The organism is Aeromonas sp. 603079, from assembly GCF_049172135.1.
GTDB classification, from domain to species: Bacteria; Pseudomonadota; Gammaproteobacteria; order Enterobacterales; family Aeromonadaceae; genus Aeromonas; species Aeromonas veronii.
Window position 1 is genome coordinate 80,141 of record NZ_JAAKPX010000002.1, and the last position, 14,900, is coordinate 95,040.

Below are 14,900 nucleotides of genomic sequence, written 5' to 3' on the forward strand. Positions count from 1 at the left end.
GCATCCTTTCGCTAGTGACTCCCGTCATGAGCGTCGGGAGAGCAGGGCATAATAGAGCAAGGGTATCACCACCAGGGTGAGCAAAGTGGAGACCAGGATCCCGAAAATCAGGCTGATGGCCAGTCCGTTGAAGATGGGATCATCGAGGATAAACAGGGCCCCGATCATCGCTGCCAGCGCCGTCAGCATGATGGGTTTTGCCCGCACCTGCGCCGCTTCGATCACCGCCTGCTCGAACACCACTCCGGCGCTGCGCTGCTGCTCGATAAAGTCCACCAGCAGGATGCTGTTGCGTACGATGATCCCGGCCAGGGCGATCATCCCGATCATCGAGGTGGCGGTAAACTGGGCTCCCAGCAGGGCGTGGCCCGGCATCACCCCTATGATGGTGAGCGGAATGGGAGCCATGATGATGAGTGGCACCAGATAGGAGCGAAACTGCGCCACCACCAGCAGGTAGATGAGGATCATCCCCACCCCGTAGGCAATCCCCATGTCGCGGAAGGTCTCGTAGGTGATCTTCAACTCACCGTCCCACAACAGCGCCACCTCTCCCAGTTTATCCGGCTGCTGTACGTAATATTGGGGCAGGTCGATATCGGCACCGGCGGCAAACATGCCGTAGAGCGGGCTGTCGGTGTGGCCACCCATGTCGGCCACCACCATCACCATGGGCTGCATGTTCTTGTGCATGATATAGCTGGGGGCCACCTCATCACGGCGACTCACCAGCTCGGAGACCCGCACCAGCTGACCGCTCTGGCTGCGCACCTTGAGGGCCAGCACACCCGCCAGATCCCGTTTGTCACCGGGAGCCAACTCGATACGGATCGGCACCGGATACTTGGCGCCGTGACCCTGCAGCCAGCTGGCATCCTGATAACCCACCCCGCCATTGAGGGTGTTCACCAGATCCCCGAGATCGACCCCGAGCAGGGCCGCCTTGCTGCGATCCACCACCAGCCGCCACTTGGGCTGCGGGTCGGTCAGATAGATATCCACGTCCACCAGATCCCCTGTGGCCACAAAACGGGCCTGTACGGCGCGTGCCGCCGCTTCTCGGGCAGCCTGAGTCGGGCCATAAATTTCGGCAACGATGGGTGACCAGACCGGCGGGCCGGGCGGCACCTCAACGACTTTCAGGTTGCCCCCTGCCGCACTGGCGATGGCCTGCAGCGGCTCCCGAACCGACTGGGCAATCTGGTGGCTACTGCGATCCCGCTCATGCTTGTCCACCAGATTGACCTGAATATCCCCCACGTTGGCGCCGCTGCGGATAAAGTAGTGGCGCACCAGCCCGTTGAAATTGATGGGGGCCGCGGTACCGGCGTAGATCTGGTAATCCTTCACCTCCTCCACCTTGGCAAGCTCCCGCCCAACCGCCAGCAGGGTGCGCTCGGTCTGCTCCAGGGTCGCCCCCTCCGGCATATCGAGCACCAGCTGAAATTCAGATTTGTTGTCAAAGGGAAGCATCTTGAGCACCACCCACTGCACCACCGGCATGGCGGTAGCCGCCCCGACCAGCAGCAACACCGCCAGCCAGAGCTTGCGTCTGGCACGCTTGGCGCCATCACCTATCAGGAAAGGGGTCATCAGCCGGTGAAAGAGACCCGCCTTGGCCTCGCCGTGGGTACCGTGCACCTCACCCTTGAGTAAATGGCTCGCCAGCCAGGGAGAGAAGATAAAGGCCACCAGCAGGGAGATAAGCATCCCCATACTGGCATTGATGGGGATGGGGCTCATGTAAGGGCCCATCAGCCCGCTGACAAAGGCCATCGGCAGCAGGGCCGCGATGACGGTCAGGGTCGCCAGTATGGTCGGCCCCCCCACCTCGTCCACCGCCCCCGGTATCAGATCCTTGAGCTCCCCCTTGCCCAAACCGCGATGGCGGTGAATGTTCTCCACCACAACTATGGCGTCATCCACCAAGATGCCGATGGAGAAGATCAGCGCGAACAGCGACACCCGGTTGAGGGTAAAGCCCCACGCCCAGCTGGCAAACAGGGTCAGCGCCAGGGTGATGACGATGGCAACCCCCACCACCAGCGCCTCGCGCCAGCCCATGCTCACCAGCACCAGCAGCACCACCGCCGTGGTGGCAAAGATCAGCTTGCCGATGAGGGTGTTGGATTTGGTCTCGGCGGTGACGCCGTAGTCACGGGTCACCGTCACTTCGACGCCAGCCGGGATGAGTCGATTCTTGAGGCTCTCGACCCGTTCTTCCACCCGCTTGGCCACCTCGACCGCGTTCTGGCCGGGCTGCTTGCCGATAGCCAGGGTCACCGCCGGATAACTGCGATCCCCCTGCCCCATCCAGCTGCGCTGCACCGGGGTCTCCTGACCCAGCGAGACCCTGGCCACCTCCCCCAGATAGACCGGCTTGCCGTCGTGCAGCCCCACCACCAGCTCTCTAGCCTCCTGCTCGCTTTGCAGGAACTGCCCCACCTGCACCTTGATCTCCCGGTTATCTTGCTCGATAGCCTGTGTGGTGCCTACCTGATTGGCGGCCGCCAGTCGCTGGCTCAGTTCGCCCCAGCTGATGCCGTGGGCGCTGAGGGCCGCCGGATCCGGCATCACCCGCAACACGGCGCTCTGGCTGCCCAGCGTGTAGATATCGCGGGTACCGGAAATGCGCTTGAGTTCGGTCTCCAGCTCATGGGCGACCCGGGTCAGCTCGGGTGCCCCAAGTTGCTTGTTCCCCTCTTTGCTCCATAAGGTCAAACTGACGATGGGGACATCATCGATCCCCCGGGGTTTTACCAGCGGCTGACCGACTCCGATCCCCTGTGGCAGCCAATCGCGGTTGGAGTCGAGCTGGTTGTTGAGATCGACGATGGCCTGCTCACGGCTCACCCCTACCTTGAACACCACCACCAGCAGGGCGCCATCGGGTTGGGAAAAAGAGTAGAGGGTATCAATGCCCTTTATCTGGGAGACCACCTGCTCGGCAGGGGTGGTGACGAGAGAGGCCACTTCAGTCGGGCTGGCTCCCGGGAAGGGAATGTAGACATCGGCGAAGGTGACATCGATCTGCGGCTCCTCCTCCTTGGGGGTCACCAGCACTGCAAACAGACCGAGCAACAGCCCCACCAGCGCCAGCAGCGGCGTGATTGCCGAGCCCTGAAACAGCGCAGCCAGCCGACCGGCAGGCCCCAGCCTCTCCTTGTTGCCGTTCAGCTCGCTACTCATGGGCCACCTCCTGCTGCTGCGCCCAGGCATCGGGGGCCAACTTGTCACCGGCTTGCAGGCCGGCCAGGATCTCGCACTGTCCCTCGACGCAATGGCCGACCCGCACCGGCGTCAGGGCCCAGCCAGCGGGCTGCTGCAGATAGACGCCATTGAACTCCCCTTGCCGCAGCAGGGCACGATCCGGCACCTGCAACACCTGACGCTCACCCTGCTTGAGCTGCACCTTGAGCCACATGCCGGGCAATACCCCGGCGGTTTGCGGCGGCAAGTCGAGGCGCAACCTGAAGGCGTGGCTCTGGCTGTCGGCATAATTGAAGCGGGTCAGTTTGACCGGGGTAACAGACTTGCCATCGGGCAGCAGCACCTGCACATCCGCAGGCTCACGAGCCAGCGTCAGGGCGGATTGGGGCAACTCCACCTCCACCCGCAAGGTGTCGAGAGAGAAGCCGGAGAGCAGCGGGGTACCGGGAGCGACAGTCTCCCCCAACTCCACCAGCCGTTTGGTCACCACTCCGGCGTAGGGAGCCAGAATGCGGGTATAACCGTAGGCCTCGCGGGCCTGAGTGAGAGCCGCATCGGCCGCATTGACCTCGGCGCGGGCGGCGCGATCAGTCGCCTGGGCATTGTCGAGCTGGGCGCGGGTGATCACTCCCTTGGCGATAAGTGCCTGAAAACGAGCAAGCTGGCGCTCTGCCTCCACCTGCTGGGCCTTGGCTCTGGCCAGTCGCGCCTCGGCACCCGTGACGGCGGCAAACTGCTCCTTGCCGCTGATCTCCAGCAGCGGCTGTCCCGCCTGCACCTGATCGTTCACATCCACCAGCATGCGGGAGACCCGGCCGCTGGTCTGGGCCGCCACCGTCCCCTGGTTGATGGCACTGACGGTGCCATCCAGCGTCAGCCAGTCGGTCACCGGCAGTGGCGCCACTGTCAGCAAGGGCTCTGGCTCCCCTTCCGCGGCCAGGGCGGATGTCATGGCCTGCGATGTCATCACCAACAAGGTGATCCCCAGCAACCGGATCTTTTCCATCATTACTCTCCTTCCCTGGCATCATCAGTCACTTCACGGGATCAGGCGGTATGGGACTGGCGCACCTTATCCTTTCCCCGAGCTGGCGCCTTGGTCAGCACCCTGGCCAGCCCTCTGTCAAACAGCAAGATCCCGGCCACCATGGCCGCGATAAACAACATTATCATGGGCTGCCCGCTGGAAATGAGACTCAGAGCAGGCCCAGGACAGATGCCCACCAATCCCCAGCCGATACCAAACAGCGCAGCCCCGCCAATCAGGCGGCGATCCAGCACGGGAGCGGGAACCCGGGCCATTGGTTCCCCCAGCAGGCTCAGGGGACGGGGTTTCACCAGCAGAAAATAACCCGGCATAAAGACCAGCAGGGCGCCCCCCATCACGAAGGCAAGGCTGGGATCCCAAGTGCCTGCCAGATCGAGAAAACCGGTGACCCGGGCGGGATCCACCATGTCGGAGATGGCCATCCCCAGTCCAAACAGCAGGCCCGCAAACAAACTTGTCAGCAACTTCATGGCGATCAGCCCCTTACAGCAGATGATGAGTGACGAAGACGGTGATAAAGCCTGCCGCCATAAAGGTGAGGGTGGCGACGATGGAGCGCAGGGAGAGCCGCCCCATGCCACAGATGCCGTGGCCGCTGGTGCAGCCATTGCCAAGACGGGTACCGATGCCGACCAGCAGACCGGCCAGCAGCACAACGGGCCAGCCGGGCAGCGTGGTGAATGTGGGCATGCGGGCCCAGCCCAGGTTCAGCGCCAACCAGGCACCCGCCCCGAGCCCCAGCAGAAACAGCACCCGCCACGGCGCACGGTGTTGCAGCGCACCGGCCAGAATACCGCTGATCCCGGCCACCCGGCCGTTGAACAACATCAGGATCAGGGCCGACAGCCCCGCCAGCATGCCACCGCCCAAAGAGAGCAGCCATTGGCTTTCCATCATCAAGATTCCTTATTTTCTGAGTGACAAAAATGGGTTTGCAGCGCGCCCAACACATCGGCGGCCGCCTCGCTCACCAGCGAGTAGTAGATCTGCTGGGAGACCTTGCGCGAACGGATCAGGCCGTAGCGCTTCAATACCGACAGTTGCTGGGAGAAGGCCGACTGCCCGAGTTGGCTATGGGCCAGCAGCTCCCCGACCCCCTTCTCCCCCTCCACCAGCTGGCAGAGCACCATCAGGCGTTCGGGATGAGCCAACGCCTTGAGCAGGGAGGCGGCGGCTGTCGCATGTCTGTTCATCTCGTCGAATTGGCTCATAAGAGTAAATTAGCAATTGCTGATATTTGTTCTATTGTATAAAACAACACTAAATTAGCAACATCTAAAGTAGATAAGGAGAAAGACCATGACAGTAGATAACGGCGTCAGAATCGTCGCGGGTTGCATGTTGCTGCTCTCGCTGATCCTTACCACCTGGGTTCATCCGGGCTTTGTCTGGTTGAGTGCCTTTGTCGGGGTCAACCTGATCCAGAGCGCATTCACCGGTTTCTGCCCGGCCGCCATGCTCCTCAAGCGCCTGGGGCTGAAGTAACAGGTCGCGCAAGACAGGGGCGGTCCTGCTAGCGGGGCGTCATCGCGCGGCGATGGCTATCGTCGCTCCCTGATGCTTATGGAGGTAGCCAGTCGGCCCCATTATTGACAAACTTGTATCTAAATGTTGCTGGAAGGCCGATAAGGCTTTACCTCACCGCTCTGGATGAGTACCATTTTGCCGTTCTTAACACAGCGGAGACCATCAGTGGGCAACTCATCAAGTGACAGTTGTAGACCGACCCTCATCGTCGGTACCAAGGTCGCGAGCTAGCCGCAGGTCTTTCTCTGCCGCATGCTCGCAACCCTGCGAGAAGCGGAAATCCACTCCCCTCTTCTCCCTTTTTACACTTGACGTCAGGTGATCTGGCTTTGCCATGACACCTTGCCTGCATAGTTTCTGCTTCCCACAAGGAGGCTGCTATGCGTTTTATCTCAATCAAACCGGCTGCGGATCGCGCGGTCGCAACAGGTTCTGTTGCACCCCGGGCTCACCCCCTGCTGAGCAAGCTGGGGCGCGGCATGTTGCCACGCTGGCTGGGCGGCAAACCGCGCCAGCACCACTATAGGCTGCAGATCCGCTGCGAGGATCGCGCCGATATGGAGCAGGTGCTGGATATGGTGAGCCACACCCTGCAACCGGCCGGACTGCAACCGATGCAATCGATGAAACCGGGTCGCAGCGGCGGGCGAGAGCTGGTGCTCAATGTGCACTGCACTCCACCCCAGCGCCGCTATCTGGTGCAGTTTGTTCATCAGGTCGGAGTAGCGCATCCGGTGCGCTGGGAGCTGCGTCCGCGCATCGACACGACTCCCGAACTCAACTGACGCGCATCCTGCTGCACTAACGACCGTTCAAGGGGCCAGCCACGCTGGCCCCACTTGTTGCGTCCTCTCCGAGCGTCAGGGCATCTGATGATGCTCGCGCCCCGGAAGCTAAACCCGGGACGCTGCGTTTTTCTGCTGGCCATCCGCTCAATCCCCCTCTGATCCATCCGCCACCCGGCGTTTCATCATGGATTGTGCCAAGCCAGCTTTCATAAGAAGGAGTACGCCATGAAGATGTGGCAACAACTAGACATGCTCTCACTGCTCGACACTCTGGCCAGCCTGCTGCTCGCCTTTGTGCTCGGCAGTCTGGTCGGGCTGGAGCGCCAGTACCGCCAACGTACCGCGGGCCTGCGCACCAACGTGCTGGTCGCCGTGGGAGCCGCCCTGTTCGTCAGCCTGGCCCAGCGAATCTATGACCTGCACGGCGGCAACTACAACGTGGTCCATGTGGTGGCCTATATTGTCTCCGGCATCGGCTTTCTCGGCGCCGGCGTCATCATGCGCGAGTCGGGCAATATCCGTGGCATCAACACCGCCGCCACCCTGTGGGGTGTCGCTGCGGTCGGCGCCGCCTGTGGCGCCGGGCTCGCCATGGAGGCCATTCTGGGCGCCCTGTTCGTGCTGGCCGCCAACACCCTGCTGAGACCGCTGGTCAACCAGATCAACCGTCGCCCGGTAGACAATCTGGATACTGAAGTCACCTACAAGGTGACTGCCCTGACCCCCCGTGAGCATCAAAAGGAGGTGCTGCACTGGCTCGAGGAGATGCTGGAGCAGGCCAACTATCCCATGAGCGAGCTCGACATCGAGCCATTTGGCGAGAGGGATCTGGAGATCTCGGCGGTGCTGCTGGCCACCTCCATTGATGGCGACGAACTGGATGCCCTGATGGTGAAACTCGGCATTCATCCCCATATCAAGCAGATATTCTGGCGCGCCAGTACCACCGACTGAGCTGCCGGCCAGAGGAACGAGCCACCCGCCCACAGCAAAAAGCCCCGCCAGCAATGGCGGGGCTTTTTCATATGGATGAGCGAAGAGTGGCTAGCGGCGGCTGCGCCAGCGCACCCTGGGGGTGATCACCTGGGCGGTCTGTGCGGGAGGACTGCCCGCTATCAGTTGCTGCATCAGCTCGAAAGCGGCGAGGGCCAGCGCCGGACAATCCTGCGCCACCGAGTCGATTCGCATGGGAATGCAGTCGAGCAGGTCGTGATCGTCGAAGGTGCACAGCCGCATCCCTGTCTCCATCAACCCCGCCTCGTTGAGGTAGCGCAGTACCCCTTCCAGCAGGGTAAAGGAGGCGGTAAAGAGCCCCTTGGGGGGCGCTCCCAGCTCGGCCACCAGCTCAGCCATCAGCTGATAACCGGAGCTCGGCTGGTAGTCGCGATGGCGCACCCGGGCGGCATCGGCTTCAAAACCGGCGCGATGGAGCCCCAGCTCATAGCCCGCCAGCCGGTGACGGCTGGGGGAGAGATCCAGCAAACCGCCGAAGTAGTAGATCTCCTCTCCGCACTCGCTGGCCATGTCCCGCACCAGCTCGGCTGTCGCCTTGCAGGCATCGGAGATCACCATGGGCAGGCGCGACTCGCCAATATGGCGGTCGAGCTGTACTACCGGCAGGCGGTCGTGGATGCGGGCATAGATGTCATCGCTGTGGCCGCTGGAGGCGACAATAAGCCCATCCACCTGACGGCTGATGAGGTTGTCCACCACCCGCTGCTCGAGGGCGGGATCATCCTCGGAGCAGGCGATCAGCAGCTGGATGCCCGCCTCCCGGCAGTAGGCCTCGAGGGCACGGGCAATGCGGGCAAAACCGAAGTTGGTGAGATCGGGGATCACCAACCCCCAGGTGTAGCTGCGGGTCTCGCGCAGGGAGCGGGCGTGAAAGCTCGGCAGGTAGTGACACTCCTCCGCCACCGCCTGAATGCGCTTGCGGGTATCGTCGGCAATCCGGTACTCCGCACTCTTCCCGTTGAGCACCAGACTGGCGGTCGCCTTGGACACCCCCGCCAGTTCGGCGATCTGGGCAATCGTGATCCGTTTCTTCTTCTCCACCTGGCCTCCCGGCTGACTAGAACCGGGCTATTGTACTAGGCACGCCGACAGCGACCAGTGATTGAGGCAAATTTTGCAGCCATCATCGCCGTTACCTGATGAAAGTTGCGGCTTTTCCCCGGGGAAGTAGCGCGCCGACAGGCTGTGCCGCCCCTCATCGATGAAACACTCGAGACTGGAGCGATCGCACAGGACGGTGATCCGCCCGCCAGCCCATGGGCTGCTGCGGGTCTCCCACGCTCCGCTCTGCCAGTTCTGGCGCCGTAAGGTGATGCGCCCCGGCTGCCACACCAGCTCGGCCACGGCACCGAACCAGAGGCTCCCCTCATCGCAGAGCTCCATATCGAGCCAGGCCGAGTCGATGGCCAGCCCCGGAAACTCGCCAAGCGTCCCCTCGAAACGGGTCAGTTCTCCCTTGAGCGCCGCAAGCTCCGCCACTGGCCGCTGGCAGAGCCACTCATCCTGCCAGAACAGCTCCCGCGGGCAGCTCATCTGGTGGATCCAGCCGTGAGCGATCGTAGGCTGGCTCATCTCGTTCTCCTCCGGCAGCCCCAGCCAGCCGAACAGGAGGCGGCGCCCCTGACTGTCTCGGGTGGTTTGCGGCGCATAGAACTCGAAGCCCCGATCCAGCTCGTGGAAAGCCCCGTGGGCGAAGCGCTCGCCATCAAAATCGCCCGCCAGCCAGCCGCACTGGTAGAGGTTGCGATAATCCTCGCCCGCCGGGGCAATCCCCTGCGGGCAGCTGATCAGCACATGGCGTTCCCCCAGCGGGAAGAGATCCGGGCACTCCCACATATAGCCAAACTCACCCAGCTCCCCTCGCCCGCTACCGGCGATGGGGCCCACCCGCTGCCAGCTTTGCAGGGTCTCGCCGCGATAGAGCAGCACTTCCCCCTTGTCATCCAGGGTGCGGGCTCCCAGCACCATCAGCCACTGTTTGCCGTCGTGCCACACCTTGGGGTCGCGCACGTGGCCGCTGTAGCCTGCGGGTAGATCCAGCACCGGCCCCAGCTTGGCAAAACCACCCTCACCGTCGGCGCGGGCCAGACACTGATAGGCGGTGCGGCTGCCATCCGGGTATTTGACATTGCCGGTGTAGATAAGGGTCAGACGCCCCTGCTCGTCGCTCACCGCAGAGCCCGAATAGCAGCCGTGGCTCTCATAGGCTTCGGTGGGCAACAGCGCCACCGGCTCGTGCTGCCAATGCAGCAGATCGGTGGAGGTGACATGGCCCCAGCCCTTGTTGCGGTGCTCGCAGCCCAGCGGATTCCACTGGTAGAAGAGGTGGTAGCGCCCGTCGTGCTCGATAAAGCCGTTGGGATCGTTGAGCAGCCCCACCGGGGCTGCCAGATGCCAGCGGGGCCGATGGGGATCGGCCGCCGCCTTGAGCTGTCCGGCCAGCAGCGACCGGACAATCTGGTTGAGAAGATCGCTTTCCTTCATCACTCCACCTTGTATTTGAGCAGGTAGGAAGCGGCGAAGGCGGCACCAAAGGCGATCACCAGCCCGATGATGTAGTGAATAAGGCTCATGGGCTGGACGATGGCCATGCCGGGAATACCGGTCAGCCCTACCGCCGTCATCCCCACCTTGGCCGCCACCACGTAGGCGCCGCCGCAGGCCCCGCCAAACAGACCGGCAAGGAAAGGTTTGATATAGCGCAGGTTCACCCCGAAGATGGCAGCCTCGGTGATGCCCAGCAGGCAGGACATGGCAGCCGGCACGGTAATGGCCTTGATCTTCACATCACGAGTCTTGAAGTAGACCGCGAGGCAAGCCCCACCCTGTGCCACGTTGGCCATGGCCCAGATGGGCAGCAGGAAGTTGACGCCAATTTGCGGATTGGCCAGCAATCCCGCCTCGATGGCATGGAAGCTGTGGTGGATGCCGGTGATGACGATAAGCGAGTAAGTGCCGCCAAACACCAGCCCCGCCAGCCAGCCCGCCTGCTCATAGAGGGCACTCAGACCGAACGAGATGCCATCCCCCAATACCCGACCCGCCGGGCCGATAAAGAGCAGCGCCACGAAACCGGTGATGATGACGGTCAGGAACGGCGTGAGGATCAGATCCAGCGCATCCGGGATGCGCTTGCGCAGCTGTTTCTCCAGATGGGACATAAACCAGACCGCCAAGAGCACCGGGAAGACGGTGCCCTGATAGCCGATCATGGCCACATCCAGCCCGAAGAAATCCATGGTCTTGAAGCCACCGGCCACGCCCCAGGCGTTGGTCAGCGCCGGGTGGGTGAGGATGCCGCCAAGGGTCGCCCCGAGGTACAGATTGCCGCCAAACTCCCGCGCCGCCGTAAAGCCGATGAGGATCGGCAGTATGATAAAGGCTGCCGAGCTGAACATGTCGAGCATCACAAACAGGGCGCTGTCGGCATTGACCCAACCGTAGGTGCGCACCATGCCCAGCAGCCCCATCAGCAAGCCCGAGGCGACGATGGCCGGAATGATCGGCACGAAGATGTTGGAAAGGGTTCGCGCCAACCGCTGGGCCACGTTGAGCTTGGCCGCCGCCATGTCGGTCAGCTCAGCCTTGCTGGCGGTGCCGGTACCGGTCAGCGCCACAAACTCCGCATAGACCTTGTTGACCAGACCGGTGCCGAAGATCACCTGAATTTGGCCCGCGTTGCTAAAGCACCCCTTGACCCCCTCCAGCTTGTCGATGGCGGCCTTGTTTACCTTGCTGTCATCGGCCAGCACCAACCGCAGCCGGGTGGCGCAGTGGGCAGCACTGACGATATTCTCCTTGCCCCCGAGCAGGGGCACCAGATCCTTGGCTATCGCACTGATATTCATATTCTTCCTCTTATGACCCGCCACGCTGGCGGGCCCTAGTCACATGAGAGTAGGGGCTGTCGAGCCGGGCTTCTAACCTCAGCTCAACAGCCGCTTGCGCCTGATCGCAAAAAGGCATCCAGTTCGGTGCGGGTCGGCAGCGCCGTCATCGCCCCCTTGGCGGTGGTGGCGAGCGCCCCGCAGCCGTGGGCCTGAGCCAGGATGGCGGGTAGCTCGGCCATGGTTGGCAGCGACGAGCGCCCGGCCAGCGCCGCCAGCAGCCCGGCGACGAAGGCATCCCCCGCCCCCGTGGTGTCGATGGGGGTCACTCTCTGCCCCACCCACTCCAGCAACTCGCCATCAAGGCGAGCCACCACCCCGGCCGCACCCTGGGTCACCAGCACCAGCGCCGGGCCAGAGAGCGTCGCAAGCCCGGCAGCCAGATCATCCTCGCCGCTCAGCAGTTGCAGCTCCTCGATGGAGAGCTTGACCACATCCGCCTGTGCAATTGCCTGACGCACCAGCGGCAGCATCTCGGCAGGGTTGCCCCATACCTCGGGGCGCAGGTTGGGGTCGAAGCAGACCCGCCCGCCTGCCGCCTTGATGTCCGCCATGGCCTGCAGGCAGCTGGTGCGTACCGGCTCGTTGGCGAGCGCGATGGAGCAGGTGAGCAGCCACTGACCGGCCTTGAAGCGGGGCAACTCATTTGGGGTGAGAAACTGGTCGGCGCTGGGGCGCACCATAAAGGTGAAGCTGCGCTCCCCCTCGTCATCCAGTTCTACCAGCACGGTAGAGGTGCGATGGTCAGGATCGAGCCGCAGCGCACCGATATCCACCCCCTCCCCGCTCAGGGTGTCGGCCATAAAGCGGCCGAACGGATCGGCACCAACCCGGCCGATAAAGGCCGCATCGCCCCCCAGCCGTGCCACACCAACCGCCACATTGGCGGGCGCGCCACCCGGACACTTGAGGTAGTGCAACGCCCCTTCCGGGATCAAGTCCACCACCGCATCCCCCATTACCCACACACGATTCGTCACCTTGCTACTCCACTGCTGCATCGGATCCACGGTCAAACCCGAACTCTGTTCTGTTGGCTGACATTATCAGCTAAACCGTTTTAGCCAACCAACAGATCTCGGCACCGGCTGCCATTTTTGTGATCGGGATAACGAACTAGAACCAGGTTTCCATCTGTACGCCAAAGTTCCACTCGCCACCGGCGGTGAAGTTGCTCTGACCCATGGCATCGTCGCTGGCGTAGTTGTCGAGCTCGGAGGACCAGTCCATCCAGGTGGCGAAGACCCTAAGCTCAGGCCGCTCGAAGAAACCGGCGGTCTGCGCCTTGAAGGTGGGGGCGAAGGTGAGCTTGGTGAAGTTGCCGTTCACCGCCTGGCGTCCCTTGTAGCCCTTGGGATCGAGATCCATGTACTGCCAGGCCACCTCGTAGACCAGCTCGACGTTCTGGCTCAGCACCTGCGCCACCCGGGTATTGAAGGTGAGCCAACGGTACTCGTCCCCTTTCACGTAGCGATCCTGACTCTGCTCGGCCAGCAGGGCCGGGGCAAAACGCCAGCGCGGATTAAGATCGGTAGCGCCAAACACGGCGACCCGCACCGCATCGGCGTCCGGCAACAGCTCGCTGTCAGAGCCCAGCCCCTTGACCTCGGCCCCCAGCCCATGACCGTACAGCACCGCCGCCTTGGCAAAACCGGGGTTGAGGCCAAAGAAGCTCTCGCCGTGGTAGGCCAGCAGGGTGTGGGCCCCCTTGTCCGCCGCCTCGCTGCCCGCCCCCTTGTCATTGATGCGGGCGTCATTGTCCTTGGCCGAGAGGCCGTTCACCATCCACTGCCAGTTGCCGACGCGGTTGTTCATGGTGAGGATGTAGCTCTCGATATCGGAAAGACCGCTGGCGCTGATGTCGCCGTAATCGCGGCCATAGAGAGAGAAGTTGGCCTTCCAGCTGTCGGCCAGTTGCACGTCGTAAACGCCGCCGCCGGTACCGGCCAGGAACACCACGTCGGAATCGAGCCAGTGGATGTCGAAGTTGTCGCGATCAAAGCGCTTCCCCGCCCACAGCACCGCATTCTTGAAGGGGCCGTCGAAGCTCGCCAGATTGCCGATCTCGGCAAACACCTGACGGGTATTGAGGCTCGAATCGCTGGCGGTCCAGTCGTTGCTGGTCTCCACCCCGTCTGCCAGCATCAGCTTGTAGCGGGCCCAGCTGCCATCCTCGAAGGTCTGGGTTTTCAGCAGGTTGGCCTCCATATAGGTGTCATCCTCATTGCCAAGGCGACCGACGGCCCCGCCCACCGAACCGGCTGGCGTGATGTAGGGGCCGCCGCGCCCGCCGTTGCCATTGCCGTTGACCAACAGGCCCGAGCGGGCGTAGCCGTGAAACTCGAAGCCCTGGGCACCTGCGGTCTTCTCATCCACCTGCTGGCTGCGGTTGTCGGCCACCTGAGCCTGCTCGCTCGCCGCGCTCGCCTTCACTTCCGCCTGACTGGCACGGCTCTCTGCCGCCTCGGCTCTCGCTTCGGCTGCCTGTACCCGCGCCTCCAGCGCCGCCAATCTGGCCTCGACACTCTCACCTGCAATACTCGCCTGCGCCGCCCACAGCGGGCTGCTCATCCCCAATCCCAGCGCTACCGCCAGCGCCAACTTGCTCTTGAACATCATCATCTTCCTCACCTGTCATCTGTGGCCCGGACGGGCGCTGTTGTTATCGACAGCCAGAGCATAGCTAAACCAATTTAGCTAACTCAATATGACAACTAAACCGTTTCAGCAACAGTGTGAGCGGGATAACATTTGTACAGCAGGAATTGGCGGGAGTTGTGAGGAGGATCCCTCATCAGGATCCACTCAATAAGGCGGATCCCGATTCTGCGAGCAGCGACCCTGACAATGTGAATAGGAAGGGGGGCACCTCACCACCAACCGGATCAGGGTGCTGGCGATGGGTCTGCTAGGTATCGGCATACCCTATGCGTCATTCTGTTGGTGGAGATTGTTACACGCATTACACCATCAGGTTCGGCTACAAAGCAGCGTAAATAATACCGATCACGCATGCGATATGGCTGAATACGCGACATTCCTGTCGTTCAATTACCAAAATATCAATAAAGATGTTTCTAAATGTTTCTGGCGGTGGATTAATTATTTACCAATAAGAACCATTCCAGTAGCATCGCAGCATTGATTAATAACGGAGACCATCAGTGGGCAATTCATCAGATGACAGTAGGTTGTTGAGCTCGTCAGCCAATACCTGAGTCGCGAGATCCCCGCAGATTGTTCTGCCGCTATCTCGCACTATGCGGAGAGCGGTTTATTTGCACCTGAGTGCAATTCCTTCCCTGTATTCACTCGATGTCTGTTACTGACGCCATCCAATGCTACAGACTGGATGCGTAAATAATGCCTGCATGGGTCTTCTCCTGATATCAGGGTCACCATGTCATTACCACTGTTACCTCATCA

At 62.2% G+C, this 14,900-nt stretch carries 13 protein-coding genes; 3 read left to right on the forward strand and 10 right to left on the reverse strand.

Annotated elements, in window-relative coordinates:
- Positions 1–24: 24 nt before the first annotated feature.
- From G5287_RS01545 to G5287_RS01565, 5 genes are read right to left on the reverse strand one after another with little or no spacing between them, the layout of a single operon-like run.
- Positions 25–3,189, reverse strand: coding sequence for an efflux RND transporter permease subunit (locus tag G5287_RS01545; RefSeq protein WP_421230678.1), 3,165 nt, complete (start codon positions 3,187–3,189; stop codon positions 25–27).
- Positions 3,182–4,216 carry an efflux RND transporter periplasmic adaptor subunit gene (locus tag G5287_RS01550; RefSeq protein ID WP_421230740.1) on the reverse strand — a complete coding sequence of 345 codons (1,035 nt, stop codon included), beginning with the start codon at positions 4,214–4,216 and terminating at the stop codon, positions 3,182–3,184. Before G5287_RS01550 ends, G5287_RS01545 begins: the two co-directional genes overlap by 8 nt.
- A gap of 41 nt (positions 4,217–4,257) precedes the next feature.
- Positions 4,258–4,728 carry a YeeE/YedE family protein gene (locus G5287_RS01555; protein ID WP_227340907.1) on the reverse strand — a complete coding sequence of 157 codons (471 nt, stop codon included), beginning with the start codon at positions 4,726–4,728 and terminating at the stop codon, positions 4,258–4,260.
- 13 nt (positions 4,729–4,741) lie between these two features.
- Complete coding sequence (locus G5287_RS01560) at positions 4,742–5,155, reverse strand: YeeE/YedE family protein (protein WP_227340908.1); 414 nt, start codon at positions 5,153–5,155, stop codon at positions 4,742–4,744.
- The gene (locus G5287_RS01565; RefSeq protein WP_005338008.1) at positions 5,155–5,469 is read right to left on the reverse strand and encodes an ArsR/SmtB family transcription factor; all 315 of its coding nucleotides are present in this window, start codon (positions 5,467–5,469) and stop codon (positions 5,155–5,157) included. The genes G5287_RS01560 and G5287_RS01565 overlap by 1 nt, the downstream gene beginning before the upstream one ends.
- 88 nt (positions 5,470–5,557) lie before the next feature.
- On the opposite strand from G5287_RS01565, the gene G5287_RS01570 reads away from it, so the two are divergent.
- The 3 genes from G5287_RS01570 to G5287_RS01580 all read left to right on the forward strand — a co-directional run bounded on the left by G5287_RS01570 (position 5,558) and on the right by G5287_RS01580 (position 7,527).
- Complete coding sequence (locus G5287_RS01570) at positions 5,558–5,743, forward strand: YgaP family membrane protein (RefSeq protein ID WP_201990468.1); 186 nt, start codon at positions 5,558–5,560, stop codon at positions 5,741–5,743.
- Positions 5,744–6,165: 422 nt separating this feature from the next.
- Positions 6,166–6,570 (forward strand): hypothetical protein, encoded by a 405-nt coding sequence (locus G5287_RS01575; RefSeq protein WP_227340909.1) that lies wholly within the window; start codon positions 6,166–6,168, stop codon positions 6,568–6,570.
- Between the two features lie 228 nt (positions 6,571–6,798).
- Positions 6,799–7,527, forward strand: coding sequence for an MgtC/SapB family protein (locus tag G5287_RS01580; RefSeq protein WP_201990472.1), 729 nt, complete (start codon positions 6,799–6,801; stop codon positions 7,525–7,527).
- A 90-nt stretch (positions 7,528–7,617) separates the two neighbouring features.
- Here the strand turns inward: G5287_RS01580 and G5287_RS01585 are convergent, their stop codons facing one another.
- The 5 genes from G5287_RS01585 to G5287_RS01605 all read right to left on the reverse strand — a co-directional run bounded on the left by G5287_RS01585 (position 7,618) and on the right by G5287_RS01605 (position 14,096).
- Positions 7,618–8,628 carry a substrate-binding domain-containing protein gene (locus G5287_RS01585; protein ID WP_005359254.1) on the reverse strand — a complete coding sequence of 337 codons (1,011 nt, stop codon included), beginning with the start codon at positions 8,626–8,628 and terminating at the stop codon, positions 7,618–7,620.
- A gap of 27 nt (positions 8,629–8,655) precedes the next feature.
- On the reverse strand, positions 8,656–10,071 hold the full coding sequence (locus tag G5287_RS01590) for a glycoside hydrolase family 32 protein (RefSeq protein WP_100646368.1): 1,416 nt from the start codon (positions 10,069–10,071) through the stop codon (positions 8,656–8,658).
- On the reverse strand, positions 10,071–11,435 hold the full coding sequence (locus G5287_RS01595; RefSeq protein ID WP_216954251.1) for a sucrose-specific PTS transporter subunit IIBC: 1,365 nt from the start codon (positions 11,433–11,435) through the stop codon (positions 10,071–10,073). The genes G5287_RS01590 and G5287_RS01595 overlap by 1 nt, the downstream gene beginning before the upstream one ends.
- A gap of 83 nt (positions 11,436–11,518) precedes the next feature.
- Positions 11,519–12,475: an aminoimidazole riboside kinase gene (locus tag G5287_RS01600; protein WP_270904459.1), complete on the reverse strand. Its 957-nt coding sequence runs from the start codon at positions 12,473–12,475 to the stop codon at positions 11,519–11,521.
- A gap of 115 nt (positions 12,476–12,590) precedes the next feature.
- Positions 12,591–14,096 (reverse strand): carbohydrate porin, encoded by a 1,506-nt coding sequence (locus G5287_RS01605; RefSeq protein WP_270904458.1) that lies wholly within the window; start codon positions 14,094–14,096, stop codon positions 12,591–12,593.
- Positions 14,097–14,900 lie beyond the last annotated feature (804 nt).

Excerpts from the sequence above, each read along its gene's own strand:
- G5287_RS01545 (WP_421230678.1), bottom strand. The coding sequence starts at position 3,189 with ATGAGTAGCGAGCTGAACGGCAACAAGGAGAGGCTGGGGCCTGCCGGT.
- G5287_RS01550 (WP_421230740.1), bottom strand. The coding sequence starts at position 4,216 with ATGGAAAAGATCCGGTTGCTGGGGATCACCTTGTTGGTGATGACATCG.
- G5287_RS01555 (WP_227340907.1), bottom strand. The coding sequence starts at position 4,728 with ATGAAGTTGCTGACAAGTTTGTTTGCGGGCCTGCTGTTTGGACTGGGG.
- G5287_RS01560 (WP_227340908.1), bottom strand. The coding sequence starts at position 5,155 with ATGATGGAAAGCCAATGGCTGCTCTCTTTGGGCGGTGGCATGCTGGCG.
- G5287_RS01565 (WP_005338008.1), bottom strand. The coding sequence starts at position 5,469 with ATGAGCCAATTCGACGAGATGAACAGACATGCGACAGCCGCCGCCTCC.
- G5287_RS01570 (WP_201990468.1), top strand. The coding sequence starts at position 5,558 with ATGACAGTAGATAACGGCGTCAGAATCGTCGCGGGTTGCATGTTGCTG.
- G5287_RS01575 (WP_227340909.1), top strand. The coding sequence starts at position 6,166 with ATGCGTTTTATCTCAATCAAACCGGCTGCGGATCGCGCGGTCGCAACA.
- G5287_RS01580 (WP_201990472.1), top strand. The coding sequence starts at position 6,799 with ATGAAGATGTGGCAACAACTAGACATGCTCTCACTGCTCGACACTCTG.
- G5287_RS01590 (WP_100646368.1), bottom strand. The coding sequence starts at position 10,071 with ATGAAGGAAAGCGATCTTCTCAACCAGATTGTCCGGTCGCTGCTGGCC.
- G5287_RS01595 (WP_216954251.1), bottom strand. The coding sequence starts at position 11,435 with ATGAATATCAGTGCGATAGCCAAGGATCTGGTGCCCCTGCTCGGGGGC.
- G5287_RS01600 (WP_270904459.1), bottom strand. The coding sequence starts at position 12,475 with ATGCAGCAGTGGAGTAGCAAGGTGACGAATCGTGTGTGGGTAATGGGG.
- G5287_RS01605 (WP_270904458.1), bottom strand. The coding sequence starts at position 14,096 with ATGATGATGTTCAAGAGCAAGTTGGCGCTGGCGGTAGCGCTGGGATTG.